Here is a 26,159-nt window from a genome sequence, read left to right on the forward strand (position 1 = left end):
CCGATGTCCTTTCCTCTGCTGACAGTGACGGCGGCGCTCCCGGCCGTCGGGGCGGTCGCCACGGCGGCCGTACCGGCCGCGCGGCGCACCGCCGCCAAGTGGCTGGCCCTGCTGGTGTCGCTCGCCACGCTCGCCCTGGCGATCGTCGTCCTGGTCCGCTTCGACCCGGGCGGCGCCCGCTACCAGCTCACCGAGTCGCACGCCTGGATCAGCGACTTCGGTGTGCGCTACGAACTGGGCGTCGACGGCATCGGGGCGGTACTGGTCGCGCTGACCGCGCTGCTGATCCCGTTCATCATCCTGGCCGGCTGGCACGACGCCGACCCGCTGGAGACCGGAAGCCGCCGCTGGCGGCCCACCCAGGGCTTCTTCGCGCTGATCCTGGCCGTCGAGGCGATGGTGGTCATCTCCTTCGAGGCCACCGACGTCTTCCTCTTCTACATCTTCTTCGAAGCCATGCTCATCCCGATGTACTTCCTCATCGGCGGCTTCGGCGACCGTGCCCACGAGCACGGCGAAGAGACGGCGGCCACGCAGCGGTCGTATGCGGCCGTGAAGTTCCTCCTGTACAACCTGGTCGGCGGCCTGATCATGCTGGCCGCCGTGATCGGCCTCTACGTGGTCGCCGGAACCTTCAGCCTTCACGACATCGCTCAGGCGCGCGCGAGTGGCTCGCTGCACATGGCGACGAGCACCGAACGCTGGCTGTTCCTCGGCTTCTTCTTCGCCTTCGCGGTGAAGGCACCCCTGTGGCCGCTGCACACCTGGCTGCCCAACGCCATGCAGGAGTCCACCGCCCCGGTCGCCGTCCTGATCACCGCGGTCGTCGACAAGGTGGGCACGTTCGCGATGCTCCGCTTCTGCCTGCAGCTGTTCCCCGGGGCCAGCAAGTGGGCGACGCCCGTCATCCTGGTCCTGGCCGTCATCAGCATCATCTACGGCGCGCTGCTCGCCGTCGGCCAGCGGGACATCAAGCGCCTGATCGCCTACGCGTCGATCTCGCACTTCGGCTTCATCATCATGGGCATCTTCGCGATGACCAGCCAGGGCCAGTCCGGTGCCACGCTCTACATGGTCAACCACGGCATCTCCACGGCCGCGCTGCTGCTGGTCGTCGGCTTCCTGATCTCCCGGCGCGGCTCGCGGCTCATCGCCGACTACGGCGGCGTGCAGAAGGTCGCCCCGGTACTCGCCGGCACCTTCCTGATCGGCGGCCTGGCAACCCTCTCGCTGCCGGGACTGGCGCCGTTCGTCAGTGAGTTCCTCGTCCTGGTCGGCACGTTCACGCGCTACCCGGTCATCGGCATCATCGCCACGTTCGCCATCGTGCTCGCCGCGCTGTACGTCCTCGTCCTGTACCAGCGGACGATGACGGGCCCGGTGAAGCCCGCGGTGTCGGGGATGTCGGACCTCCGCGCGCGTGAGCTGGTGGTCGTGACCCCGCTGATCGTGCTGCTGGTCTTCCTGGGCGTCTACCCGAAGCCGGTCACGGACATCGTCAACCCGGCGGTCAAGCACACCATGTCCGACGTACACAAGAAGGATCCCAAGCCCGCGGTGGAGGCGGCCAAGTGAGCACAGTTGCCGTCCACAGCCTGTGGACAACAGCGGCCGACCCGATCGCGAAGATCGGCGCGCCGAAGATCGAATACGGTCAGTTGGCGCCGACCCTGATCGTCGTCGGCGCGGCGTTGGTCGGCGTGCTGGTCGAGGCGTTCGTCCCGCGCAAGTCCCGCTACTACGCCCAGCTGTTCGTGTCCGCCGTCGCCCTGTGCGCGGCGTTCGCGGCGGTGATCGCGCTGGCCGCCGACGGATACGGCACCACGAAGGCGCACATCGCGGCCATGGGCGCGATCGCGGTCGACGGCCCGTCGCTGTTCCTGCAGGGCACGATCCTGCTGACCGGCCTCGTCGCCCTGTTCACCTTCGCGGAGCGGCGCCTGGACCCGGAGACGCACGGCAACCGGGTCGACTCCTTCGCCGCACAGGCCGCCGCCGTCCCCGGTGGCGACAGCGAGAAGGCCGCCGTGAAGGCCGGGTTCACCACGACAGAGGTGTTCCCGCTGCTGCTGTTCGCGGTCGCCGGCATGCTGGTCTTCCCCTCGGCCAACGACCTGCTGACGCTGTTCGTGGCCCTGGAGGTGTTCTCGCTCCCGCTGTACCTGCTGTGTGCGCTGGCCCGCCGCAAGCGGCTGATGTCGCAGGAGGCGGCGGTCAAGTACTTCCTGCTGGGCGCGTTCGCCTCGGCGTTCACCCTCTTCGGCATCGCGCTCCTGTACGGCTACTCGGGTTCGGTGACGTACGCGCGCATCGCGCAGGTCGTCGACGGCACGGTCACCAACGTCGATCCGGCACTGGCCAACACCATGGGCAACGACGCGCTGCTGCTGATCGGCGCCGCCATGATCGTGATGGGCCTGCTGTTCAAGGTGGCCGCGGTCCCGTTCCACATGTGGACGCCCGACGTCTACCAGGGCGCTCCGACCCCCGTGACCGGCTTCATGGCTGCGGCGACGAAGGTGGCGGCGTTCGGCGCGCTGCTGCGACTGCTCTACGTCGTCCTGCCCGGGATGCGCTGGGACTGGCGGCCGGTGATGTGGGCGGTGGCGATCATCACCATGCTGGGCGGCGCGATCGTCGCCATCACCCAGACCGACATCAAGCGGCTGCTGGCGTACTCGTCGGTCGCCCACGCGGGATTCATCCTCGCGGGTGTCATCGCGACCACGAAGGACGGCGTGTCGTCCGTGCTGTTCTACCTGGCGGCGTACTCGTTCGTGACGGTCGGCGCGTTCGCCGTGGTCACGCTGGTCCGCGACGCGGGCGGCGAGGCGACCCACCTGTCCAAGTGGGCGGGGCTCGGCCGCCGTTCCCCGCTGGTCGCGGCGGTGTTCGCGGTGTTCCTGCTGGCCTTCGCCGGCATTCCGCTGACCTCCGGCTTCGCCGGGAAGTTCGCCGTGTTCAAGGCGGCCGCGGCCGGCGGTGCCGTCCCGCTGGTCGTCATCGGTGTGATCTCCTCGGCGATCGCCGCGTTCTTCTACATCCGCGTGATCGTGCTGATGTTCTTCAGCGAGCCGAAGGCCGACGGCCCGACCGTGGCCGTTCCGTCGCCGCTGACCATGACGGCGATCGGCGTGGGCGTGGCCGTCACCGTGGTGCTCGGTGTCGCGCCGCAGTACTTCCTGGACCTGGCCAACCAGGCGGGAGTGTTCGTGCGCTGACCCGGCCGGTACGGCCGTACGGCCCCGGTTCCTCCCGGTGAGGAACCGGGGCCGTCGCGTGCGCGGGGGCCCGGGAGCCCTAGGACATGGACGACGAGGTCGAGGCGGGGCACTTCACCGCCGGGTTCCACTGGTCGAACATGCCGTTCGGGTTCTTCTTGTAGAGCCAGACGTGCAGGTCGTAGTGGCGCGGCATGCCGGGGTAGTGGCCGGGCATCGGACCCGCGAAGTCGTGCCCGAACAGGCGGGGCCGCTTCTGACCGGGGCCGGTGACCGGGACGACCCACTCCACGCCGACGAGCCGCCGCTTGCCGTCGGCGCCCTGCTCGTAGAGGAGCCCGCCGGGCTTCTTCGGGTCGAGGGAGCCGTAGTGGGACGGATTGAAGTAGTGGAAGCCCATGCCGCCCTGGGGGCGGGCCAGACACAGATGGGCCTCGTACCCGTCCGCGGTCGCGAGCGGCAGATAGCGGTACTGGGAGGTCGCCGCGTATGCCTCGGCCAGCTGCTCGTCGACGGACATGGTCAGGGCGGAAGCGCGCGGGCCGGCGTCGGCGGTGGTGTGCGCGGACGCCGAGGCGGGCACGGCGAGCGCCGAGACCAGGGCGAGGGCGGCAGCGGCGAGGCGAACGATCATGGCGTGGGGCTCCTTGGACAGTCGGCACGGGAAACGGCGGGGAAGCGCGGAAAGGGGGGCAGGGAAAGGCCAGCGGGCCCCGCTCCGACCCGCTCCAGCAGCCTGTCCCCGGCGGCAGGACGCGGCTATCCGGGAGGGGCCAATGGGTTGATATGACAAGTGCGGGTCGCCTGTGGACGGTGGTCCGCCGCTGTCGGTGCGGACGCCTATCGTGGACGCAGTGGTCGAGGGACGACGCGAGGGACGACGTACGGGGGACAGGACGATGCGCGGGACAGGCGGGATCAGCGAGATGCCAGGGGCGACAGGACTGCCGGACGCGGCCGAGAGCGAGGCGCTGGCCACGCTGCACCGGGTCTTCGGATACGAGGCCTTCCGCGGCGAGCAGCAAGCCGTCATCGAGCATGTGGTCGCGGGCGGCGACGCCCTCGTCCTCATGCCGACCGGCGGCGGCAAGTCGCTCTGCTACCAGATCCCGGCCCTGGTCAGACCCGGCACCGGTGTGGTGGTCTCACCGCTGATCGCGCTGATGCAGGACCAGGTGGACGCCCTGCGGGCGCTCGGCGTGCGGGCCGGGTTCATGAACTCCACGCAGGACTTCGACGAGCGGCGCATGGTCGAGGCGGAGTTCCTGGCAGGCGAACTGGACCTGCTGTACCTGGCTCCGGAGCGGTTGCGCCTGGACGCCACGCTCGACCTGCTCTCGCGCGGCAAGATCTCCGTCTTCGCCATCGACGAGGCGCACTGCGTGTCCCAGTGGGGCCACGACTTCCGTCCCGACTACCTCGCCCTGTCCCTCCTCGGCGAACGCTGGCCGGACGTCCCCCGGATCGCGCTCACGGCGACAGCCACCCGAGCCACCCACGAGGAGATCACCCAGCGGCTGGGCCTGCCCTCGGCCCGTCATTTCGTGGCCAGCTTCGACCGGCCCAACATCCAGTACCGGATCGTGCCCAAGTCCGACCCCAAGAAGCAGCTGCTGTCCTTCCTCCGGGAGGAGCACGCGGGCGACGCCGGCATCGTGTACTGCCTCTCCCGCAACTCCGTGGAGCGCACCGCGGAGTTCCTGACCGCCAACGGCATCGAGGCGGTGCCGTACCACGCGGGCCTGGACGCCGGCACGCGCGCCGCGCACCAGTCCCGGTTCCTGCGGGAGGACGGCCTGGTCGTGGTGGCGACCATCGCCTTCGGCATGGGCATCGACAAGCCGGACGTCCGCTTCGTCGCCCACACCGACCTGCCCAAGTCCATCGAGGGCTACTACCAGGAGACGGGCCGCGCCGGCCGGGACGGCCTGCCCTCCACGGCCTGGATGACGTACGGGCTGAACGACGTCATACAGCAGCGCAAGCTGATCCAGTCCGGCGAGGGTGGTGAGGCGTTCCGCCGCCGGGCCACCGCCCACCTGGACGCGATGCTCGCGCTGTGCGAGACCGCCCAGTGCCGCCGTGGCCAGCTGCTGGCCTACTTCGGCCAGGAACCGGGCCCGGCGGGCTGCGGCAACTGCGACACCTGCCTGACCCCGCCGGAGACCTGGGACGGCACCGTCGCCGCGCAGAAGATCCTCTCGACCGTCGTCCGGCTCCAGCGGGAGCGCGGGCAGAAGTTCGGGGCCCTGCAGATCGTTGACATCCTCCTCGGCAAGCGCACCGCGAAGGTGATCCAGTTCGACCACGACCAGCTGTCCGTCTTCGGCATCGGCAGCGACCTCGGCGAGGGCGAGTGGCGGGGCGCCGTCCGCCAGCTCCTGGCTCAGGGGCTCCTCGCGGTGGAGGGCGAGTACGGCACGCTGGTCCTCACCGAGACCAGCGGTTCGGTACTGCGCGCCGAGCGTGAGGTGCTGCTGCGCAAGGAGCCAAAGAAACCGTCGGGCTCCCGGTCGGGTGGCTCGTCCGGTTCCTCCGGGCGGGGCGCCGGCAAGGCCCGCGCCGTCGCGGCCGAGCTGCCCGCCGAGCTGCTCCCCGCCTTCGAGGCGCTGCGCGCCTGGCGCGCCGAGCAGGCACGTGAACAGGGCGTCCCGGCGTATGTCATCTTCCATGACGCCACCCTGCGGGAGATCGTCACCCTGTGGCCGGCTTCGGTGCGGGAGCTGGGCACGGTCGGTGGCGTCGGCGAGAAGAAACTCGCGACCTACGGCGAGGGAGTGCTGGCGGTGCTGGCCGCCCTGAACGAGCCCGGTGCGGCCACCGTGGCGTCCCCGGAGCCGGCCCGGTCCCCCGAGGCGGAGGACTGGCCCGAGCCGGCGGACGAGCCGGAACCCGACGACTGGATATAGCCCGGATCCGGGCGCGGCCAGGTCCGGCCGACCGCGCCGTCGCCAACCCGCGCGAGCCGTTGTCGAGGCATTGCAGGGCCCGGGCCCGGGTCCGAGCGGCGCGGCAGGCCATGGGCAGGGCAGGAACCTCACAGGCCGCGTGCCGCGTACGCCCTGACGTCCGCGTCCGAATCGGAGGTGGCTGTCGCGAGGGCCGCACGGGCCTCGGCGGTGGTGCGATGCCGGGTCAGGGCCAGGACCGCCGTCTTGCGCACGTCGGCGTTCGGGTCGGCGAGGGCCTTGGCGAGGGCCGGAATCGCTGTCTCGGGGGACGCGGCCGACAGGGCCGTGGCGGCTCCCGATCGCACCTGCCAGGCCGGGTCGGCCAGGGCCGCCACGGCGCGGGTGGCGATACGCTCCGGGCAGCCGGTGGAGGCCACCGCCTCCAGGGCGGCACCCCGTACCAGCGGGTCGGCGTCCTCGGTGAGACGGTCCAGGGCGCGGGTGAGCAGTGTCCTGTCCGGCCCGCTCACGGGCGCCGAACCGACCACCGCCAGGGCCTTGGCCACTGTGACGCGGACCTCCCGGGAGGGATCGTGCGCCGCGCCCGTCAGCGGTTGGACGGCGTCGACCGACACGAGCGCACCTACGGCCTCGACGCGGACGGTGATGTCGGGGTCGTCCAGCAGCACGGCGAACACATCGGCGTCACCCAGCCGCAGGGCGCGCAGGACGTCGACGGCGGCGGCGCGGACCACGTGGTCGGGTTCGGCGAGTGCGCGGGTGAGGGCGTCGCCGAGGGCGGGGTCGGGCGGCAGGGTCTCGACGAGTTCGCGCAGTGAGGCAGCGGCGGCGGCGCGGACCTCGGCGTCGGGATCGGCGAGGGCGCCCGCCAGGGCCTGCCCGCTGCCCGTCGGCGCGGTCTCGGTGAGGACGGAGACGGCCGTACGGCGGACCGCGGGCTCGGAGTCGGCCAAGTAGGGCCGGAGGGAAGCCAGATCCGGTTCCTGCTCGGCCAGCTCCAGCAGTTCCAGCAGCCGGGGCGAGGCGGTGTTCACGGTGCCTTCGCCGGCGAACCCGGCCGCGCGGGAGGACGTCGGTCCCACCGCGACCGGTGCCGTGTCGCGCGGGCCGGCCGTGGCCACGTCCTCGGGACGGACTTCGCCCAGCCGCCGGGAAGGGCCGCCGACCGGCGTGAACCCTTCGACAGGGACCAGATAGGGAGCTACGGGGCGGGCCGTGAACTCCATGACACCAGAGGGGGACTTGTGCAGGTCGAGATGGTGGAACCAGGAGGCGTCGTCGCGCCGGGGATGGTCGACGCGGTCGTGGTAGAGGCCCCAGCGGGACTCCGTGCGGGCCAGGGAGGCGCGCGCGGCCATGTCCGCGCAGTCACGGATGAAGGTGACCTCGGCGCAGCGCATCAGCTCGTGCGGGGTGCGGGCACCCATCGCGGCGATGTCGGCGCGCATCCGTTCGAAGGCCTCCACGGCGAGGGAGAGCCGGGCCCCGGACTTGGGCGGTGCCACGTAGTCGTTCACGAAGCGGCGCAGTTTGTACTCGACCTGGGGCTGCGGCGGACCGTCAGGATGGCGCAGCGGGCGGTAGATCAACTCGTGCGCCTCACGCACCTGGTCCGCGGGAAGCTCCCCCTGGTACGCCGCGTACTGGGAGGCGTCGGCGCCCGCGAGGTCACCGAAGACGAAGGCGCCGATCATGTAGTTGTGCGGGACGCAGGCGAGGTCCCCGGCGGCGTACAGGCGGGGGACCGTCGTACGGGCGTGTGCGTCGACGCGGACGCCGGAGGCGGAGTGGCCGCCGCACAGGCCGATCTCGGAGATGTGCATCTCGATGTCGTGGGTGCGGTAGTCGTGCCCGCGGCCGGCGTGGAAGGTGCCGCGGGTGGGCCGCTCGGTGGAGTGCAGGATCGACTCGAGGGCGGAGACCGACTCCTCGGGCAGATGGCTGAGCTTGAGGTACACCGGGCCGCGGTCGCTGGCGACCTCGGCGGCGAACTCGGCCATCATCTGTCCGGACCAGTAGTCGGAGTCGACGAAGCGCTCGCCGTGCCGGTTGACCTGGTAGCCGCCGAAGGGGTTCGCGACGTAGGCGCAGGCGGGCCCGTTGTAGTCCTTGATCAGCGGGTTGATCTGGAAGCACTCGATACCGGTCAGCTCGGCGCCGGCGTGGTAGGCCATGGCGTATCCGTCGCCGGCGTTGGTGGGGTTCTCGTAGGTGCCGTAGAGGTAGCCGGAGGCGGGCAGTCCGAGGCGGCCGCAGGCGCCGGTGGCGAGGACGACCGCCCCCGCGCGGACGGTGACGAACGCACCGGTGCGGGTGTGGAACCCGACGGCGCCGACAGCCCGCCCGTCGTCCGGCGACGTCAGCACGCGCACCGGCATCACCCGGTTCTCCAGACGAATCCGCGCCCGCATCTCACGACGCCGCAACTGCCGGTACAGGACCTTCTTGACATCCTTGCCTTCCGGCATCGGCAGTACGTACGAGCCGGAGCGATGCACCTGGCGGACCGCGTACGCGCCATGCTCGTCCTTCTCGAACTTGACCCCGTACGAATCCAGTCGCTGGACCATCGCGAACCCGCGGGTGGCCGTCTGGCGGACGGTGGACTGGTCGACGATCCCGTCGTTGGCGCGGGTGATCTCGGCGACGTAGTCGTCGGGCTCGGCGCGGCCGGGGACGACCGCGTTGTTGACGCCGTCCATGCCCATGGCGAGCGCCCCGGAGTGGCGGACGTGGGCCTTCTCCAGGAGGAGGACGTCCGCACCCCGCTCGGCGGCGGTGAGGGCGGCCATGGTGCCGGCGGTTCCGCCGCCGATGACGAGGACGTCGCAGACCAGCTCGTCTGCGTCGGTGACGGCGGGAATCTCCAGGGGGGTTCGCGCGGGGGCGTTCGCGTGGGTGGTCACCAGGGTGCCTTTCAGGTGCCGAGCGAGGAGAGGACAAAGCGGCGCAGGGCCGAGCGGGCCCGGTCGTCGAGGGCGCCGCGCTCGCGCGGGCGGGGAACGTCGTGTACGGCGGACAGCCGGCCGGAGCCGAGGAGCGCCACCCGGTCGCCGAGGAAGAGGGCTTCGTCGACGTCGTGGGTGACGAAGACGACGGTGGCGCCGGTGCCCCGCAACACGTCGACCAGCAGGTCCTGCATGCCGGCCCGGGCCTGGGCGTCGAGCGCGCCGAACGGTTCGTCCATGAGGACCGCCCGGGGGCTGCCGGCCAGCGCGCGGGCCAGTTGCGCGCGCTGGCGCTGCCCCCCGGAGACGCGGTGCGGTACCTGCCGGGCCTGTGCGGACAGCCCGACCCGGGCCAGCCAGGACTCGGCTTCGGTACGGCGGTCCGCACGCGCCACTCCCTTGATGGCGAGCGGCAGTTCGACGTTGGCGCGCAGCGAGCGCCAGGGCAGCAGCGCGTCGTCCTGGAACACCAGCGCCCGGTCGGCGGACGGGCCGGTCAGTGCGGCGCCGTCCTGCTCGACCGCACCGGCCAGCGGGGAGAGCAGTCCGGCGAGTGTGCGCAGCAGCGTGGACTTACCGCAGCCGGAGGGGCCGACGACGGTGAGGATCTCCCCGGGCGCGATGTCCAGGTCGACGTCGCGCAGGACGGGGGCGCCCGGCCGGCCGAGGACGGTGTCGCGGAGGGTGAGCCGCGTGCCGCGTCCGGCGTCCGGCGCGGGTGTGGCCGGGGCGGCGGTGACGGTCTCAGACGAGGTGCTCATCGTGGGCCTCCTCGGCGTCGTTCTGGCGCTCGTGCTCGGTCTGGGCCTGGTGCTGGGGTTTGCCGTGGGAGGCGGGTTCGACGGTGGCCGGCCGGGGCGTGCGGGCGCGTCCGCCGGGGACGTACGAGGTGCGGGGGAGCCATCGGGTCAGACGTCGGCCGAGGAGTTCGACGGCCGTGGAGGTGACCCAGCCGAGGACGCCGATCGTGACCATGCCGACGAAGACGCCCGGGTAGTTCACCACCGTGTAGTCCTGCCAGGTGCGGTAGCCCACGCCGTACTGGCCGGAGATCATCTCGGCGGAGATGACGCAGATCCACGAGACGCCGATGCCGACCGACAAGCCGCCGAAGATGCCGGGCAGCGCGCCGGGCAGGACGACCGAGGCGAGGATCCGCAGCCGGCCGCCGCCGAGCGTGCGTACCGCCTCCTCCCAGACGGGGGTGAGCGCGCGTACCGCGTGCCGGGTGGAGACCAGCACGGGGAAGAAGGCGGCGGTGCAGGTGATGAAGACGATGCCTTGCTCGTTGGAGGGGAAGAGCAGGATCGCGACGGGGACGAGCGCGATGGCGGGTATCGGGCGGACGACCTCCAGGACGGGGCCGAGAAGGTCCTCGGCGAGGCGCGAACGCGCCACGAGCACGCCTGTCGCCACGCCCAGGACCGCGGCCAGCCCGAAGCCGGTGAGGATGCGGGTCAGGCTGTCGGTGAGGTCGGTCCAGTAGTCGGTGCCGGAGAGCCGGTCGCCGAAGGCGCGAGCCACGTCGGTGACCGTCGGGAACTGCGAGAACCGCAGCCACAGGTCGACGTCCAGACCGGTCAGCAGCTGCCACAGGCCGAGCGCGGCGGTCAGCGACGCCACGCGCAGGGCATATCGGGCCAGGGGAAACCGGATCATGACGCCCGCTCCAGTGCTTCTCGGTAAGGGATCGTCCGGGCGCCCTGGTGGCCGGAGACGTAGGCCCGGGCGGTCGCCGGGGTGACGAAGGGCAGCAACCGGCTGCCGTCGGCCACCCAGACGGACTTGTCGGCGAACCAGAGGGTGCCGGTGGTGGTGTCGGGGACGTAGGCGGCCCGGATGCCGTCGGGATGCCTGGCGAGGTAGGCCAGCAGTTGCCGGGGGGAGGGGAACGCTGTTGTCTTCTCGCTGCCCTTGGGCCACACCTCGCTCCGGGCGGGTGGAGGTGCGGCGGTGAGGCGTCGTGCGTAGGCGGCGCCGAGAGCGTGCTTCACGTACTGGTCGTCGACGAAGGAGTCCACGTCGATGTCGCCCGTCAGCTTGGCCGCCTTCAGTACGGACACGTCCTGCTTCAGTGCGGTGACGAGCCGGGGTTTGACGGCCGGGTCGAAGGTGGCGATGCCGTGGGCGCCGTTGTAGAGGTAGACGACTTCGGCCGGGAGGCCGGTGGCTTCGGCGACTTTCTCTGCGGCGGTGACGGGGTGTGCGTTCAGGTAGTCGGTCGCCTCGGTCTGGGCCTTGAGGAAGGCTTCCAGGACGGTGGGCCGTTGCTTGGCGAAGTCCGCGCGGGCTGTGACCCCGTGGAACGTGGGCAGCTTCAGCTGGGCGCCGTCGTACAGGGCCTTCGCCCTGCCCTGGTAGGCGAGCAGACCCGGCCAGGCGACGAACTGCGACAACGCGTCCACGCTGCCGGCGGACAGCGACGAAGCACCCACGGCGGGCTGCTGGTTCAGCTTCGCGATGCCGGTGTTCGGGTCGATTCCAGCGCGCTGCAGCGCCCGTACGAGCGTGCCGTCGGCGGCGGAGCCGACGCTCGTGGAGATCTTTTTGCCTTTCAGGTCCTTCAGGTCTGTCAGAGCGGAACCGGGTGCCGTGACCACGGTGTTGAGGCCGCCGCGCAGGTTGTAGCCGGTGACGGAGACCAGGTGGGTGGGGCGGCCGAGTTGCGTGCCGCGGGCCGCGTTGAGCAGGAGCGGGAAGTCGCCCATGGAACCTATGTCGATCTTCCCCGCCGTCATCTGGGCGGTGATCGGGGCACCGGTGGCGTAGTCCTGCCAGTCGACCTTGTACGTGTGGCCGTCGTGCAGGGCGTCGAGCTGCCGCTCGAAGTAGCCGAGGGAGCGCAGGAGTGTTCCGGCGGTGACGGTGTTGATGGTCTTGGACTGGTAGCCGACGGTCACGGTGACCGTCGTGCCGCTGCCTGCCTGAGCGCTCCCGCCGCAGGCGGACAGGGGGAGGAGGAGTACGGCGGCCGACAGGGCGGTTGCTGTGCGTTTCATGGTGGTTCGGCCTCTCACCGGAGCAGGTAGGGCATGTTGACGGTGACGGCTCCGGTGGGGCAGCGGGCCGCGCAGGGGCCGCAGTACCAGCACTCGTCGACGTGCATGTACGCCGTGCCGTTGCTCTCGTCGATGGCGAGGGAGTCCAGCGGGCACATGTCCACGCACAGCGTGCAGCCGTCGATGCACTTCGATTCGTCGATGGTCACGGGCACGTCGGCCCGCTGGGGCACCATGGGCATGGCTGTCTCCAGGAAACGTGCAGGCAGGGGTGGTTGGGGCGCGGTTTACAGCGACCGGTGCAGCAGGCCGCTCATGGTGATGCGGTCGCCGCGGAAGCGGATGAACTCCAGGTCGACGGGCCGGCCGTCGCCGAGGTGGGTGAGGCGTTCCAGCATGAGGACGGCCGCGCCCCGGGGGGCATGGAGCACCGCCGCGGAGTGGGTGTCCGCGTTGACCGCCTCCAGGGTGATGTCGGCGTGGCCGAGGTGTTGTCCGGTGATGGCTTCCAGCAGCCGGAAGACGTCGGTGTTCTCCAGGTCGGTGCCGAGCAGGGCGGTGCCGAGGTCGAGCGGGATGTAGGTGTCGTCGAGGGAGAGGGGGAGGCCGTTGAGGCGGCGCAGGCGTTCGATGTGGAGGACGTCGGTGCCGGGTGTGACGTGGAGGCGTTCGGCGACCGGGGTTGGTGCGGGGACGGGGCCCATGGCGCGGATCTCGTTGGTGACGTGGCCGTGTTCGCGGAGGGTTTCCGCGAGCCCCATCAGTCGGTCGAGCCCGTGGGGGTATTTCCGGGCGACGACCACGGTGCCGACTCCCGGCTGCCGCTTGACCAGGCCCTCCGCCCGAAGCAGGTCCAGGGCTATGCGGACGGTGTTGCGGGAGGTGCGGTAGTCGATGGCGAGGGTGGACTCGTGGGGGAGGGTGCCGGCCGGGAAGGTGCCGGTGATCAGTTGCCGGCGCAGCAGGTCCGCGAGTTGCCGGGCCCGGTCCGAACGCCGCCGACGCCGGGTGCGGTGGGCGGCGACGGTGGTCGCGGCGCCCGGACCGGCGGGGTCTCGGGGGCGGTCGGTGGCTGGCATGGCTGGAACCATACTCATCCGATAGGGAAAGTGGTGTTGCGGGAATGTTGCGCCAGTCGGAGGTCACCCAGCCCATGCGCTGAGCTGCGGCTTTCCCGCGGATTCAATAGGTTCTGCCACTCAGGACAGTGCGGTCAGCCCCGGCGCGAACGTGATCAGCAGGGGGAGCAACGGCACCAGCGCGGCCACCGTCGTCGTCAGCGCCCGGTGCCGGCGGAGCAGGCGCGGAGGCGGCTCCAGGAGCCGGTCCACGCGTTCGCCCAGGAGGCGGCGGCTGGAGGCGCAGGACAGGACGCCGCGGTGCTGGTTCAGTTCGATCAGGGCGAGGGCTGTGGTGAGGTGGCCGCAGCGCCGGGACGCCGTGTCGTCGGCGGCCAGTTCGACCAGGCGGTGCGTCTGGTCGCAGAAGTGGGCGAACAGCGGGACGTGGGGGAAGCCCGTGGCCAGCGCGCTGGACAGGTGCAGCAGCCAGTCGTGGTGGGCGCGGGCGTGGCCGCGCTCGTGCGTGAGGACGGCGTCCAGCTGGTGGTCGGTCAGGCGCTGCAGCGCCCCTGTGGTGACGACCAGTTGCGGCGGGTGGCCCGGCATCCACCAGGCGTCCGGGTACTCGTCCTCCAGCACCAGCATGGGGCCCCGCGCGGCCGGCAGTCCCCCGGGCAGGTCGGGGGCGCGGTCCCGCAGGTGGGCCCGGGTCCGGCCGCGGTGTCTGCGGGCCTCGGCGAGTTCCCGAGCCAGCATGGCGGTCGTCCAGGCGGCGCCGCAGGCCAGCAGCACGGTGAGGGCGACCGCCCAGACCGGGGCGGCGGAGAGGTCGTAGGCGGCGGTCACGGCCGGCGGGGCGGGCGCGAAGACCCGGTCGCGGACCGTGTGGAAGACGGCCGCCGCGCCCAGGAGCAGCCCGGTCAGGCAGCTCAGCAGCACCGTAGCGACCAGGCACTGCCACACCCAGAGCGCGACCACGGGTTCCCGTTCCGTCCAGGCGGCCCTGGTCAGCGCACGCGGGGCCGGTACGGCGGCCGTCAGGCCGACGACGGTCAGCAGGAGCAGGCAGACGGTCATGCCGGGGCTCCGGTTCCTGGTCCGAGAGGGTGCGGGTGTCGGGTGGTACGGGCGACACGGCCCGAAGGCGGGCCACGCGTGCGTCTCCCCGTCAGTATGACGGGGAGAGCCGCCCTGAGTCAGGTGTCGGACGCGACTGAATCACCACCGGCGCCACCGTCCGTCCCGCACCGCGTACCCGCCTTCCGGCAGCCCTCGGCCTCGGGCCCGATCAGCCCGCCACGATCCGCCCGCGGACCTCGCCGAGACCCACGCGGACCCCGTCCGCGCCGGGTGCCCACGCCGTCAGGGTCACCTCGTCGCCGTCCTCCAGGAAGGCGCGCTTGCCGTCGGGGAGTTCCAGGGGCTCGCGGCCGTTCCAGGTCAGCTCCAGCAGCGAGCCGCGCTGGGCCGGCTCCGGGCCGCTCACCGTGCCCGAGCCGTACAGGTCGCCGGTGCGCAGGGAGGCGCCGTTGACGGTCATGTGGGCGAGCTGCTGGGCGGCCGTCCAGTACATGGTGGAGAACGGCGGCTCGGACACCACGTGCCCGTTGATGGCGACGGAGATCCGCAGGTCGTAGCCGCCTGGGTCCACCTCGGGCGCCGCGTCGTCCAGGTAGGGCAGCAGGGCGTGGGTGCGCTCCGGCGGGGCCACGCGCGCGTCCTCCAGCGCCTCCAGGGGGGTGATCCACGCCGACACCGACGTGGTGAAGGACTTGCCGAGGAACGGGCCGAGGGGGACGTACTCCCAGGCCTGGATGTCGCGAGCCGACCAGTCGTTGAGCAGGCACAGCCCGAAGACGTGCTCCCGGAAGTCGCCCAGCGCGACCGGCCGGCCCATGGCGGAGGGAGTGCCGACGACGAAGCCGACCTCGGCCTCGATGTCGAGCCGGACGGACGGGCCGAAGACGGGCGCCGGGTCGGCCGGTGCCTTGCGCTGGCCGGAGGGCCGTACGACGTCGGTGCCGGAGACGACGACCGTGCCGGAGCGGCCGTGGTAGCCGATCGGCAGGTGCTTCCAGTTGGGGGTCAGCGAGTCCTCGGCGTCCGGGCGGAAGATCTGGCCGACGTTGCGGGCGTGGTTCTCGGAGGCGTAGAAGTCGACATAGTCCGCCACTTCGAACGGCAGGTGCAGGGTGACCTGCGACAACGGGTGGAACAGCAGTTCGATCGTCTCTCGGTGCGCGGGGACGGTGACCCAGGCGGTGAGGGCGCGCCGCACGTCCGACCAGGCGGTGCGGCCGGCCGCGAGCAGCGGGTTGAGGGTGGGCCGGGCGAGCAGGGAGGCGTAGGGCGAGCCGAGCGCGGTGGCCGCGGCTCCGGCGTCGAGGACGTGGTCACCGAGGCGGACGCCGACCCTTCGCTCCGTGCTGCCGGAGGGCGAGAACACGCCATAGGGAAGGTTGTGCGGACCGAAGGGGTCGCCCTCGGCAACGTCGAAGGGGGGCATGGGGTGCTGCCTCACTCTCTTCCTGGCCATGCGTGGCGTTGCGTTCCATGGGGTGGCGTCACACATGATCGCTCCGGTGACGCCCCCTGTGTTCCATGTGGTCGCGCCACACGTTACGGGTGTGCCGGGTGTCTTGGGCAGTGCCCCTTGGGATGCGCGGACGGTGTCCCGGACGGTGTCTAAAGAGTTCGCAATGTCCGAAAGGGCCTTGTCGGAGTAGGCAATTCCGGCTTAGCGTCCTTTGGGGACACGGACGGGGTGGATCCGGTCCGTAGGGGGACACGTGGGGGGACCCGTGGCCGTACATTCCGTCGGTGTGCCTGTCGAGGCGGACCGTGAAGTGCCCGGACTGATCGTCAAGTTCGGCGACTACCCGCTGCACCACGGCGGCGTCGGCGCGATCCGCAGCCTGGGCCGGCTGGGCGTCCCCATGTACGCGATCACCGAGGACCGCCACACGCCGGCCGCCGCCTCCCGGTACCTCACCCGGGCGTTCGTGTGGCCGACGACCGGCGCGGAGGACCCCGGTCATCTGGTCGACGGTCTGCTGCGCGTAGGGCGGCGCATCGGCCGCCCGGCCGTCCTCATCCCTACGGATGAGGAGGCCGCCGTCCTGATCGCCGAGCACCAGGACGAGCTGGCCGGTTCGTTCCTCTTCCCGCGCGTGGAGCCGGGGCTGCCCCGCCGGCTGGCCAGCAAGCAGGGGCTGCACGAGCTGTGCGTGGAGCACGGCCTCGCGACGCCCGCGGCCGCCTTCCCGCAGTCGTACGACGACATCGCCGCGTTCGCCGGAACGGCGCGCTTCCCGGTGGTGGCCAAGAACCGTGAGGCGTTCGTCCGGCGCACCCGGCCCGCGGTGAACGGCACCACGAGGATCGCCACCCGCGCGGGGCTGCTCGAACTCGCCCGTGACTGGGGCGAGCGGCCGGGGGTGATCCTCCAGGAGTACCTGCCGAGGGAGGAGGCCGAGGACTGGATCGTGCACGCCTGCTTCGACGCCGATTCCGCCCCGCTCGCCCTGTTCACCGGCGTCAAGGTCCGTTCCTGGCCGCCGCACGCGGGCATGACGGCGAACGCGTACGTCGTCGACAATCCGGAACTCGCGGACCTCGCCGCACGTTTCATCAAGCAGATCGGCTTCAGCGGCATCATCGACCTGGACCTGCGTTTCGACCGGCGCGACGGACAGTACAAACTCCTCGACTTCAACCCCCGCATGGGCGCCCAGTTCCGGCTCTTCGAGAGCGAGTCGGGCGTGGACGTCGTACGGGCGCAGCACCTGCACCTGACCGGCCGACCCGTTCCGGAGGGGGAGCAGCGGGCCGGCCACCGCTATGTCGTGGAGAACATCGACCTGCCCGCCCTGCTCGCCTACCGCCGCAGCGGCTATACGACGCCGCACGCGCCGGCGCGTGCGAGCGGGACGGAGCTGGCCTGGTTCGCGGGTGACGATCCGCTGCCGTTCCTCACGATGCTCGCCCGCTTCGTGCGTCCGGGCGCGAAGCACCTCTACCAGCTGTGGCGGACCAACCGCCGCGGCGGCCACACCACAGCGAAGTAGGCACGTCACAGGCACCACCGCGAAGTAGGCAAGGCCACGAAGGTGGCGCACCGCGTTCCTGGGGAGGGACTTCGTGATCCGACCGGTTGCAGTCATCGGGGCCGGGCCGTTCGGCCTGTCCACCGCCGCCCACCTGAGGGCGCGCGGCATCCCCGTCCGCGTCTTCGGCGACACCATGGTCAGCTGGCGCGCCCATATGCCCGAGGGCATGCTCCTGAAGTCGACCCCGGTCGCCTCCAGCTTCGACTGCCCGCAGCCCGGCCACACCCTGGGCGACTACTGTGACGCCGCCGGCATCCGACGCCTGGTGACCGACGAGGACATCATCCCGGCGGACACGTTCATCGGCTACGGCGAGTGGTTCCAGGAGAAGCTGGTGCCCGGCCTGGAGCGGGTGCGGGTCGTCTCCGTGGACCGGGACAAGAGCGGCGCCTTCGAACTGAAACTGGACTCGGGGGAGTTGTTCACCGCCCGCGCGGTGGTGGTCGCCACCGGCCTGTCGGGGCTGGAACACCTGCCGGCGGAGCTGGCGGGGGCCGCGCCCGACGGGCCCGCCCCGACCGCCCCGCTCTCCCACAGCTCCCAGCACCACGACCTGAGCCGCTTCGCCGGCAAGGACCTGATCGTCATCGGCGCCGGTCAGTCCGCGCTGGAGACGGCGGCGCTGGCGGCGGAGGCGGGGGCCCGGGTGCGGGTGGTGGCGCGCGGACGCGGCCGGGTCGCCTTCGGGGCGCCGCCGTGGAACCAGCCGAGGCTCCGCCCCGAGTCGCCGTTCGGCCGCGCGTGGTCCCTGTGGGCACTCAGCTACTACGCCGACCCCTACCGTTTCCTCCCGGAGCAGACCCGGCACTATCTGGTCCGCCGGGTCCTCGGCCCGCTCGGCGCCTGGTGGCTGCGCGAGCGCTTCGAGGGCACCGTGCACGTCACGGACGTAGCCCGGGTGGCGGGCGCGGAGGCGCCGGACGGCAGTCCCGTGCTCACCGTCCGCACGCACGGTGGCCGCAGCGAGCGGCTGACCGCCGACCACGTCATCGCGGCCACCGGTTACCGCGTGGACATCGCGGCGATGGACTTCCTCGGTCCCGAGCTCCGCACGCGGCTCGCGGTGAGCCGGGGCGCGCCCAGGCTCGGAGCCGGCTACGTCTCCTCCGTGCCCGGCCTGTACTTCACCGGCCTTCCGGCGGCGGCCTCGTTCGGGCCGGTGATGCGGTTCGTCTGCGGCACGGAGTTCGCCTCCCCACGGCTGACGAAACACCTGTCGGCGGCACACGGCTGAGGGCCGCCGCCGGACCGTCCCCGGCGAAAGGCCGCGGCGGAGCGCGCCCGGCGGACCGCCGCCGGAGGACGCCCCCCGTGGACCGTCGCCGAAGGACGCCCCCCCGTGGGCCGCCGCCGGGGGATGCGCCCCGCAACCCTTGCGCCGGTCCGTCGCAACTCCCGCCCCCCCGCGTCCCGCACGCCTCCGGTCCCGTGCGCGCCATCACGGGGCCCGTGGGCACCACTTGGGGGCAGCGGGCACACAACTGAGCGAAAAGACAGGGTGAGTGGGTGGGGCGCGATGTCCGTATTCTCTGATCATGGCCGCCTCCCCCGCATATTCACTCGTCGCCACCGACCTGGACGGAACGCTGCTGCGCGGTGACGACACCGTCTCCGAACGGTCGCGCGCCGCGCTCGCGCGGGTGGCGCGCGCCGGGGCACGGCACCTGGTGGTCACCGGCCGCCCGGCGCCCAGAGTGCGGCCGCTCCTCAAGGAGCTGGGCTGCACGGGGCTCGCGGTGTGCGGACAGGGCGCGCAGGTGTACGACGTCGGCGCCGGCCGTCTGCTGTGGTCGGTCCGCCTGGACCGGGAGCTGGCGGAGACCGCGCTCGGCAAGATCGAGGCCGAGGTGGGCCAGGTGTACGCGGCCGTCGACCAGGACGGCGTGGACGGGCTCACGCTGATCGAGCCGGGGTACCGGATGCCGCACCCCACGCTGCCGGCCGTGCGGGTCGGCCGGCGCGACGACCTGTGGCGCGCGCCGATCAGCAAGGTGCTGCTGCGCCACCACACCCTGTCGGACGACGAGTTGGCGACCATCGCGCGCGGTGTGGTCGATTCGCTGGCCACGGTCACCATGTCGGGCCCCGGGACCGTGGAGCTCCAGCCGCGCGGGGTCACCAAGGCGGCGGGTCTCGCGCTGGCCGCCGCTCACCTGGGCCTGGCGGCCGAGCGGGCGGTCGCCTTCGGGGACATGCCCAACGACATCCCGATGTTCGAGTGGGCCGGGCACGGTGTCGCCATGGCGAACGCCCATCCGGAGCTGAAGGCGGTCGCCGACGAGGTCACCTCGTCGAACGAGGACGACGGCATCGCCGTCGTCCTCGAAAGACTGTTCCCGAGCCTCTGACGAGTCCAGGCCTGGGATCGCCGGCCTCAGTACGCGCCGAACACGTTGTCGATGGAGCCGTAGCGCGCGGCCGCGTAGTTGCAGGCGGCGGTGATGTTCGCGACCGGGTCGTAGGGGTCGAAGGAGGTGCCGGGCACGTGGTAGGCGGTGAACGTCGGGTCGATCACCTGGAGCAGGCCCTTGGACGGGGTGCCGGCGACCGCGTTGGAGTCCCAGAGGTTGATGGCGGCGGGGTTGCCGGAGGACTCGCGCATCACGTTGCGGTAGATGCCGTCGTAGGTGCCCGGGATGTGCCGCTCGGCCATGATCGCCAGGGACTCGCGGATCCAGCCGTCGAGGTTGTTCGGGTAGCCGGCGAGGGTGGTGGAGGGCGTCGCGGAGGTGGCGGTGGCCGCGGAGGCGCTGGTGGCGCCGATGAGGGGAAGCGCGAGGACGGCGGCGCCGGTGCCGGCGACGGCGAGGGTGCGGACGAGGCGGCGGGTGCGGGGGCGGCGGTGCTGGGCGGCAGCAGACATGGGGATGTTCCTCTCCGTCGCCTGCGAGGTGAGCTGTCGGGTTCGGGCGGGGAGGTGCCCGGTCGCGCCGCGCGGACGGCGGCACGACTTCACCCCAAGCCGTTCCGGTACGACGACTGCCGTCCGGTCCGGCGACTTACCTGGGTCCCCCGCTCCTGCCACACGAAATGAGTTCGTCGATGGGTGGTGTCGGGCGGTGGCAGGATTCGGCGTCCGTCCGACGGCCGGGAACGTATGCGAGAGCACATGTCGGGAACAAGTACCGGATTCACACAACGCGTCAGTTGACCTTGGTCTGTACCGTTTCGAGTACTTGATCCTTTGCAGCCGCCAATCCTCAACTAGCCGGTGACGCAAGGGGGGATGTGGAGGAGGTGCGCCATGGGGCGGTACGGGGCTCGCGTGACCCAATTCACGAAATGGCAAATTATGCAAAATCAGACATGGGGGATTTGCTCGTCCCGGAATGCCGCCATCCGTGTCCGTGGTTCTCGGGGATGCGTGCTTTTGTGCAAATCTCGCGGAATCCGTTAAGTCGATAAATGTCCGTTTCTGTCATCCGATCGCGGGCCTGCCGGGAGTGGTCCGGTACGGCCCGGCCTGTAGCGGTGGGCGCTAGCGGTGATCGAAAGCTGACCGGATACGCTGACTTGAGTGATGGCAGCGACCTATCGACAAACCGTGTAATCGCCAGCAGACACCAGCAGACAGGAGACCCCTCGTGACCGTCGTCGGGCCGTTCGGGCTGAGCGTGCGGGACCAGGCTCTGGAAGCCGATGTCCAGGCCGGATTGGCGGCTGTCGAGGAAGGCTTGCTCGAGGCCACCAAGAGCGAGGTCCCGTTCATCACGGAGGCCGCGCAGCACCTCGTCCGGGCCGGCGGGAAGCGGTTCCGGCCGCTCCTGGTGATGCTCGCGGCACAGTTCGGCGACCCCTACGCACCCGGCGTCGTCCCGTCCGCCGTCGTCGTGGAGCTGACCCACCTGGCGACGCTGTACCACGACGACGTGATGGACGAGGCCGCCGTACGACGCGGTGTGGCCAGCGCCAACACCCGCTGGGGCAACTCCGTCGCCGTGCTGACCGGCGACTTCCTCTTCGCTCGCGCCTCCCAGATCCTCGCCGACCTCGGGCCGGAGGCGGTCCGGGTGCAGGCCCTCGCGTTCGAACGGCTGGTGACCGGGCAGATCCTGGAGACCGCCGGCCCCACGGACGGCCGCGACCACGTCGAGCACTACCTGGACGTGCTGGGCGGCAAGACCGGCTCGCTGGTGGCCGTCTCGTGCCGGTTCGGCGCGATGATGTCCGGCGCCGACGAGACGGTCGTCGACGTCCTCACCCAGTACGGCGAACGGCTCGGCGTCGCCTTCCAGCTCGCCGACGACGTCCTGGACATCGCCTCCGACTCCCACGAGTCCGGCAAGACCCCCGGCACCGACCTGCGCGAGGGCATCCCGACCCTGCCCGTGCTCCGGCTGCGCGAGCGGGCTGCCCGGCTCGGGCTGGCCGAGGACGTCGCGCTGTGCGCGCTGCTCGACTCCGACCTCAGCGACGACGCCCGGCACGCCGAGGCGCTCGCCGCGCTGCGCGCGCACCCCGCGCTGGAGCAGGCCCGCCGCGACACCGTCCGCTACGCGGAGGAGGCGCGCTCCGCGCTCGCGCCGCTGCCCGAGTGCGACTCCAAGGCCGCGCTGCTCGAACTGTGCGACGCCGTGGTGCACCGCGCGGGCTGAACGGCCGGACGCCTGAACGCCCGTCCGCCCCTTCGGCGTAGGCAGCCGCGGTCCCGCGGTACACGGTCCGCCGTGCACGGTCCCGCCGTGTCCGACCCGCACCCGCGGTGTCTCCCGTACGACCCCTACGGGTCGGGGGAGATGCCGCCCCGGCATGTCATACCGCAGTCGTACACGAGTTGGCTCCGAGGTCTGACGCTTCCTCACGGCCGATTTGGTGAGATGGAAACCACGGAAATCACCACTCCTCACCGATTCGGGTGAGAATGGCGGCTCAGGGGGACCAGCGTGACGACAGCCGCCGCCGACGACGGAGGTAGGGCACACATGGCACCGTACGAAACCGACGACGTGGCGGGCGCCGCGCACGACGAGGACCGGCCCTCGGCGCGCCGCAAGGCAGCACGGTACGCGGTCCCGGTCGCGGTGGTGGGGGTGGCGGCGATCACGATCGGGCTGGTCCCGGCGCTGGCCGCCTCGGGCGACCCCGACCTGCCGAAGATCACCGCCCAGCAGCTCATCGAGAAGATCGCGAAGTCGGACGTGCAGCAGCTGTCCGGCACCGTGAGGTTCAGCACCGACCTCGGACTGCCGAACCTGGGCGGCCTGGAGGGCGGCCTCGCGTCCGGCATGGCCAAGGGCGACGGGGACGGCTCGTCCGCCGACCCGCAGTCCAAACTGACCGAACTCGTCTCCGGTACGCACACCCTGCGCGTGGCCGAGAACGGCCCGGACAAGCAGAAGCTGTCCCTGCTGGAGAGCGGTTCCGAGTACAGCCTCATCCACGACGGCAAGGACGTCTGGGGCTACGACAGCAAGAGCAACGAGGTCTACCACTCCACCGCCGCCGACTCCGGAAAGCAGCACCGGGCGGAGCCGCCGGCCACGCCGAAGGACTTCGCCGACGAGGCCCTGAAGTCGGTCGACGACACCACGGCCGTCACCGTGGACGGCACCGAACGGGTCGCCGGGCGCGACGCCTACAAGCTGCTGATCACACCGAAGCAGTCCGGTACGACGGTCGGCGCGATCAGCATCGCGGTGGATGCGAAGACCGGCATGCCGCTGAAGTTCACGCTGACGCCGAAGAGCGGCGGCGCCGCCGTCCTCGACGCCGGCTTCACCCAGGTCTCCTTCTCCGCGCCGGGTGCCTCCACCTTCGACTTCACCCCGCCCAAGGGCGCGAAGGTCACCGAGGGGAAGCAGGAGCACAAGGCACCGCGGCACGAGGCCGGCAAGCCCGGCGGCGGGCTCGCCCAGGGCATGGAGGGCGCCAAGGTGCTCGGCAAGGGCTGGACCTCCATCGCCACCTTCGACACCGGCTCCAGGGGCGGCCTGCCGACCGGCTCCAAGGGCGGCGACCTGGGCGGCTTCCTCGGCTCGCTCGGTGACCAGGTCTCGGGCTCGTTCGGCAAGGGCACGGTGTTCTCCACCCGCCTGGTCAACGCCCTCATCACCGACGACGGCAAGGTGTACGCCGGCGCGGTCACCAAGGAGGCCCTGGTGAAGGCGGCCGACGAAGGGAAGTGACCCTTCCCGGGCACGACGAGTGGAGGGGGAGCCGATGGACGGACGGTCCGTCACGGAGCGGAACGCCGTCGAGCGCCGACGGGAGGGTGACACCGCGGCGCACGTCATCGCCACGCGCGGCCTCACCAAGCGCTACCACGGCGGCCAGCTCGCCGTGGACGGACTCGACCTGACCGTCCCGGCGGGCAGCGTCTTCGGCTTCCTCGGCCCGAACGGCTCGGGCAAGACCACCACCATCCGCATGCTGATGGGCCTGATCGAGCCGACCTCGGGCACGGTACGCGTCATGGGTCGCCCCATGCCCCGCTCGGCGCGCACCGTCCTCCCCGAGGTCGGCGCACTGATCGAGGGTCCCGCCCTGTATGGCTTCCTCTCCGGCCGGGACAACCTGCTGCGCTACGACGCCGCGGACCCGACCGCCGACCCGCGCACCCGGCGTGCGCGGGTCGCCACCGCGCTGGACCGGGTGGGCCTCACGGCCGCGGCGGGGAAGCGGGCGCGGGCGTACTCGCTCGGCATGAAGCAGCGCCTGGGCCTGGCCGCCGCGCTGCTCCAGCCGCGCCGGCTGCTGGTCCTGGACGAGCCCACCAACGGCCTCGACCCGCAGGGCATGCGGGAGATCCGGGCACTCGTGCGGGAACTGGCGTCCGACGGTACGACCGTCTTCCTCTCGTCCCATCTCCTCGACGAGATCGAGCAGGTGTGCACGCACGCGGCGGTGATGGCCCGGGGCCGCCTGATCACGCAGGGCGCGGTGGCCGACCTGGCCGCCGGGGCGCGCGGCCGGCTGGTGGTGACCACACCGGATCCCGGCGAGGCGGCCCGGGTGCTGAAGGAGCAGGGCGTGGGCGACGTGACCGCCGACGGCGACCGGGTGACCGGCGAGCCGCCGGAGCGGGACCTGGCCGAGGTGAACGCGGCCCTCGTCGCGGCGGGCGTCCGGGTCCGCGGATTCCAGCTCGAACGCGCCTCCCTGGAGGACGCGTTCGTGGCGCTCACGGGGGAGGGTTTCGATGTCGCGGGCTGAGCCGGCGGAGGTGCCGGGGGCGGTGGAGGCGACGGAGGGGGTGGAGGCCGGGTCACCGGGCGCACGGAAGACTCGGGCTCCGGCCGGGCGGCGGCCGAGTCCGCTGTGGACGTTCGGGCTGCTGCGCAGCGAACTGGCCACCACGGTCCGGCGCTGGCGCACCCTTGCGCTGCTCGGGGTGCTGGCGGCGGTACCGGTCCTGGTCGGGATCGCGGTGAAGGTCGAGACGAGCGGGGGCTCGTCGGCGGGCGGCGGGAACGGGGGCGGCCCGGCGTTCATCGCGCAGATCACCAACAACGGCCTGTTCCTGGTGTTCACGGCACTCGCGGCGACCCTGCCGTTCTTCCTGCCGATGGCGGTCGGCGTCGTCGCGGGCGACGCGATCGCGGGCGAGGCGAGTGCCGGGACGCTGCGCTATCTGCTGGTCGCCCCGGCCGGCCGTACCCGCCTGCTGCTCACCAAGTACACGACCGTCCTGGCCTTCTGCCTGCTGGCCACGCTGGTCGTCGCCGTGTCCGCCCTGATCGTCGGCGCGCTGCTGTTCCCGCTCGGCGACCTGACGACCATCTCCGGGACCCGGATCGGGTTCGGTGAAGGGCTGGGCCGGGCGCTGCTCATCGCCCTGGTCGTCGCGCTGTCACTGGTCGGGGTCGCCGCCCTCGGCCTGTTCGTGTCGACCCTGACCAACAGCGGGATCGCGGCGATGGCCACCACGGTCGGCCTGCTCATCACCGTCCAGATCCTCGACCAGATCCCCCAGCTGCACGCCCTGCAGCCGTACTTCTTCTCCCACTACTGGCTGTCCTTCGCCGACCTGATGCGTGATCCCGTCTACTGGGACGACCTGACGAAGAACCTCGCGCTGCAAGGGCTGTACGCGGCGGTCTTCGGGTCGCTGGCGTGGGCGCGGTTCACGACGAAGGACATCACCGTGTGAGGGGGCCTCCGGCGGGGGCGCGTGTTCGGTGCGGGCCGGTGGGGGCTTGTCGCGCTCACGCGGCGGAGCCGCATATCAAACACAGCCCCGCGCCCCTTTGGGGCGCTGACAGGATCGCTCAGGTGGTCGGCGTCTGGTGGGGGAAGCGGGCCGGGGGCGGGTTGTGAGCGAAGAACGTCTTCGCCCTGGTCAGGGCCTCGGTGTCCTTCAGTACGTCGCCGGGGGCCGTGCCGTTGCCCAGGAGGACTCCGCCGAAGCGCATGCCCAGGTAGGCGGCTCCGTTGTTGAGCGTGTCGACCAGGGGGTCGGCGACGGACGGCTCGCGGTCGGCGAGCGCGGCGACGCCCCACAGGGTGCGCCCGGCCAGGGTCGCCTTGAAGTCGACGCCCGGGGTGCGCAGCCAGCCCGCCCAGTAGTCCAGGTAGCGCTTGGTGAGGTTGGAGACCGAGTACCAGTACAGCGGGGAGGCGATGACGATGTCGGTCGCGGCGAGCGTGGCGTCCAGCAGCAGTCCGGCGTTGGTGTCCGGGGCCGGCCGGACGTGGTCGCTGTCGTGCCGCAGGTCGGTGAAGTCCGGCAGCGGGTGGTCGGCGAGTCGGATCCAGCGCTGTTCGGCGTCCGGAGGTAGCTGTTCGGCGGCCCGGCGGGCCAGCAGTTCGGTGTTGCCCTCGGTGCGGGCGCTGCCCAGCACGAAGAGGAAGCGGCGGCTCATGGGTCCCCCAGGGATGAGATGGATGATGCCCGACGAATAAAGGCGTGCGCATCATATGCACACGCATGCGATCAGGTCCAGGTTCCCTGGTGCGAGGCTGTGACGTTG

Annotated in this window: 21 protein-coding genes and 1 riboswitch; of the genes, 10 read left to right on the forward strand and 11 right to left on the reverse strand. The window is 71.5% G+C overall.

The window, feature by feature from the left end; all coding sequences use genetic code 11:
* The first annotated feature begins 3 nt into the window (after positions 1–3).
* Both ABZ854_RS00505 and nuoN read left to right on the forward strand, forming a co-directional pair.
* Positions 4–1,575: an NADH-quinone oxidoreductase subunit M gene (locus ABZ854_RS00505; RefSeq protein ID WP_361202199.1), complete on the forward strand. Its 1,572-nt coding sequence runs from the start codon at positions 4–6 to the stop codon at positions 1,573–1,575.
* Positions 1,572–3,221, forward strand: a complete 1,650-nt coding sequence (gene nuoN, locus ABZ854_RS00510; RefSeq protein WP_361202201.1) for an NADH-quinone oxidoreductase subunit NuoN — start codon at positions 1,572–1,574, stop codon at positions 3,219–3,221. Before ABZ854_RS00505 ends, nuoN begins: the two co-directional genes overlap by 4 nt.
* A gap of 79 nt (positions 3,222–3,300) precedes the next feature.
* Here nuoN and ABZ854_RS00515 read toward each other — a convergent pair whose 3' ends face one another.
* A complete protein-coding gene (locus ABZ854_RS00515; RefSeq protein WP_361202203.1) occupies positions 3,301–3,855 on the reverse strand; it encodes a hypothetical protein in 555 nt (184 codons plus the stop codon).
* 292 nt (positions 3,856–4,147) lie between these two features.
* On the opposite strand from ABZ854_RS00515, the gene recQ reads away from it, so the two are divergent.
* The gene (gene recQ, locus ABZ854_RS00520) at positions 4,148–6,130 is read left to right on the forward strand and encodes a DNA helicase RecQ (RefSeq protein WP_361202205.1); all 1,983 of its coding nucleotides are present in this window, start codon (positions 4,148–4,150) and stop codon (positions 6,128–6,130) included.
* Positions 6,131–6,258: 128 nt separating this feature from the next.
* On the opposite strand, the gene ABZ854_RS00525 is transcribed toward recQ, so the two are convergent.
* The 8 genes from ABZ854_RS00525 to fahA all read right to left on the reverse strand — a co-directional run bounded on the left by ABZ854_RS00525 (position 6,259) and on the right by fahA (position 15,647).
* Positions 6,259–9,039, reverse strand: coding sequence for a fumarate reductase/succinate dehydrogenase flavoprotein subunit (locus ABZ854_RS00525; RefSeq protein WP_361202207.1), 2,781 nt, complete (start codon positions 9,037–9,039; stop codon positions 6,259–6,261).
* Between the two features lie 11 nt (positions 9,040–9,050).
* Positions 9,051–9,842 carry an ABC transporter ATP-binding protein gene (locus tag ABZ854_RS00530; protein WP_361202209.1) on the reverse strand — a complete coding sequence of 264 codons (792 nt, stop codon included), beginning with the start codon at positions 9,840–9,842 and terminating at the stop codon, positions 9,051–9,053.
* Positions 9,826–10,740 carry an ABC transporter permease gene (locus ABZ854_RS00535; RefSeq protein ID WP_361202211.1) on the reverse strand — a complete coding sequence of 305 codons (915 nt, stop codon included), beginning with the start codon at positions 10,738–10,740 and terminating at the stop codon, positions 9,826–9,828. Before ABZ854_RS00535 ends, ABZ854_RS00530 begins: the two co-directional genes overlap by 17 nt.
* A complete protein-coding gene (locus ABZ854_RS00540) occupies positions 10,737–12,080 on the reverse strand; it encodes an ABC transporter substrate-binding protein (protein ID WP_361202213.1) in 1,344 nt (447 codons plus the stop codon). The genes ABZ854_RS00535 and ABZ854_RS00540 overlap by 4 nt, the downstream gene beginning before the upstream one ends.
* A 14-nt stretch (positions 12,081–12,094) precedes the next feature.
* A complete protein-coding gene (locus tag ABZ854_RS00545) occupies positions 12,095–12,322 on the reverse strand; it encodes a ferredoxin family protein (protein WP_129307466.1) in 228 nt (75 codons plus the stop codon).
* Between the two features lie 45 nt (positions 12,323–12,367).
* Positions 12,368–13,159, reverse strand: coding sequence for a GntR family transcriptional regulator (locus ABZ854_RS00550; protein WP_361202215.1), 792 nt, complete (start codon positions 13,157–13,159; stop codon positions 12,368–12,370).
* A 120-nt stretch (positions 13,160–13,279) separates the two neighbouring features.
* Positions 13,280–14,218 carry a M56 family metallopeptidase gene (locus tag ABZ854_RS00555; RefSeq protein WP_361202217.1) on the reverse strand — a complete coding sequence of 313 codons (939 nt, stop codon included), beginning with the start codon at positions 14,216–14,218 and terminating at the stop codon, positions 13,280–13,282.
* 211 nt (positions 14,219–14,429) lie between these two features.
* Positions 14,430–15,647 carry a fumarylacetoacetase gene (fahA, locus tag ABZ854_RS00560; RefSeq protein ID WP_361202219.1) on the reverse strand — a complete coding sequence of 406 codons (1,218 nt, stop codon included), beginning with the start codon at positions 15,645–15,647 and terminating at the stop codon, positions 14,430–14,432.
* A 316-nt stretch (positions 15,648–15,963) separates the two neighbouring features.
* Here fahA and ABZ854_RS00565 point away from each other — a divergent pair, with 316 nt between their 5' ends.
* The 3 genes from ABZ854_RS00565 to ABZ854_RS00575 all read left to right on the forward strand — a co-directional run bounded on the left by ABZ854_RS00565 (position 15,964) and on the right by ABZ854_RS00575 (position 19,598).
* Positions 15,964–17,208 (forward strand): ATP-grasp domain-containing protein, encoded by a 1,245-nt coding sequence (locus ABZ854_RS00565; RefSeq protein ID WP_361202221.1) that lies wholly within the window; start codon positions 15,964–15,966, stop codon positions 17,206–17,208.
* A 73-nt stretch (positions 17,209–17,281) separates the two neighbouring features.
* A complete protein-coding gene (locus tag ABZ854_RS00570; protein WP_361202223.1) occupies positions 17,282–18,484 on the forward strand; it encodes an FAD-dependent oxidoreductase in 1,203 nt (400 codons plus the stop codon).
* Between the two features lie 301 nt (positions 18,485–18,785).
* A complete protein-coding gene (locus tag ABZ854_RS00575) occupies positions 18,786–19,598 on the forward strand; it encodes a Cof-type HAD-IIB family hydrolase (RefSeq protein WP_361202225.1) in 813 nt (270 codons plus the stop codon).
* Positions 19,599–19,624: 26 nt separating this feature from the next.
* On the opposite strand, the gene ABZ854_RS00580 is transcribed toward ABZ854_RS00575, so the two are convergent.
* A complete protein-coding gene (locus ABZ854_RS00580) occupies positions 19,625–20,113 on the reverse strand; it encodes a transglycosylase SLT domain-containing protein (protein WP_361202227.1) in 489 nt (162 codons plus the stop codon).
* Positions 20,114–20,118: 5 nt separating this feature from the next.
* Positions 20,119–20,302: riboswitch (cyclic di-AMP (ydaO/yuaA leader) on the reverse strand.
* A 532-nt stretch (positions 20,303–20,834) separates the two neighbouring features.
* On the opposite strand from ABZ854_RS00580, the gene ABZ854_RS00585 reads away from it, so the two are divergent.
* The 4 genes from ABZ854_RS00585 (at position 20,835) to ABZ854_RS00600 (ending at position 25,339) form a co-directional block, all read left to right on the forward strand.
* Positions 20,835–21,845, forward strand: a complete 1,011-nt coding sequence (locus ABZ854_RS00585; protein WP_129307458.1) for a polyprenyl synthetase family protein — start codon at positions 20,835–20,837, stop codon at positions 21,843–21,845.
* A gap of 327 nt (positions 21,846–22,172) precedes the next feature.
* Positions 22,173–23,375, forward strand: coding sequence for a sigma-E factor regulatory protein RseB domain-containing protein (locus ABZ854_RS00590; protein WP_361202229.1), 1,203 nt, complete (start codon positions 22,173–22,175; stop codon positions 23,373–23,375).
* A gap of 34 nt (positions 23,376–23,409) precedes the next feature.
* On the forward strand, positions 23,410–24,402 hold the full coding sequence (locus ABZ854_RS00595) for an ABC transporter ATP-binding protein (protein WP_361202231.1): 993 nt from the start codon (positions 23,410–23,412) through the stop codon (positions 24,400–24,402).
* A complete protein-coding gene (locus ABZ854_RS00600) occupies positions 24,389–25,339 on the forward strand; it encodes an ABC transporter permease (RefSeq protein WP_361202233.1) in 951 nt (316 codons plus the stop codon). Before ABZ854_RS00595 ends, ABZ854_RS00600 begins: the two co-directional genes overlap by 14 nt.
* 118 nt (positions 25,340–25,457) lie before the next feature.
* Here ABZ854_RS00600 and ABZ854_RS00605 read toward each other — a convergent pair whose 3' ends face one another.
* Positions 25,458–26,051 (reverse strand): NAD(P)H-dependent oxidoreductase, encoded by a 594-nt coding sequence (locus ABZ854_RS00605; RefSeq protein WP_361202235.1) that lies wholly within the window; start codon positions 26,049–26,051, stop codon positions 25,458–25,460.
* Between the last annotated feature and the right edge of the window lie 108 nt (positions 26,052–26,159).

Source organism: Streptomyces sp. NPDC047028 (genome assembly GCF_040644095.1).
Classification (GTDB): Bacteria; Actinomycetota; Actinomycetes; order Streptomycetales; family Streptomycetaceae; genus Streptomyces.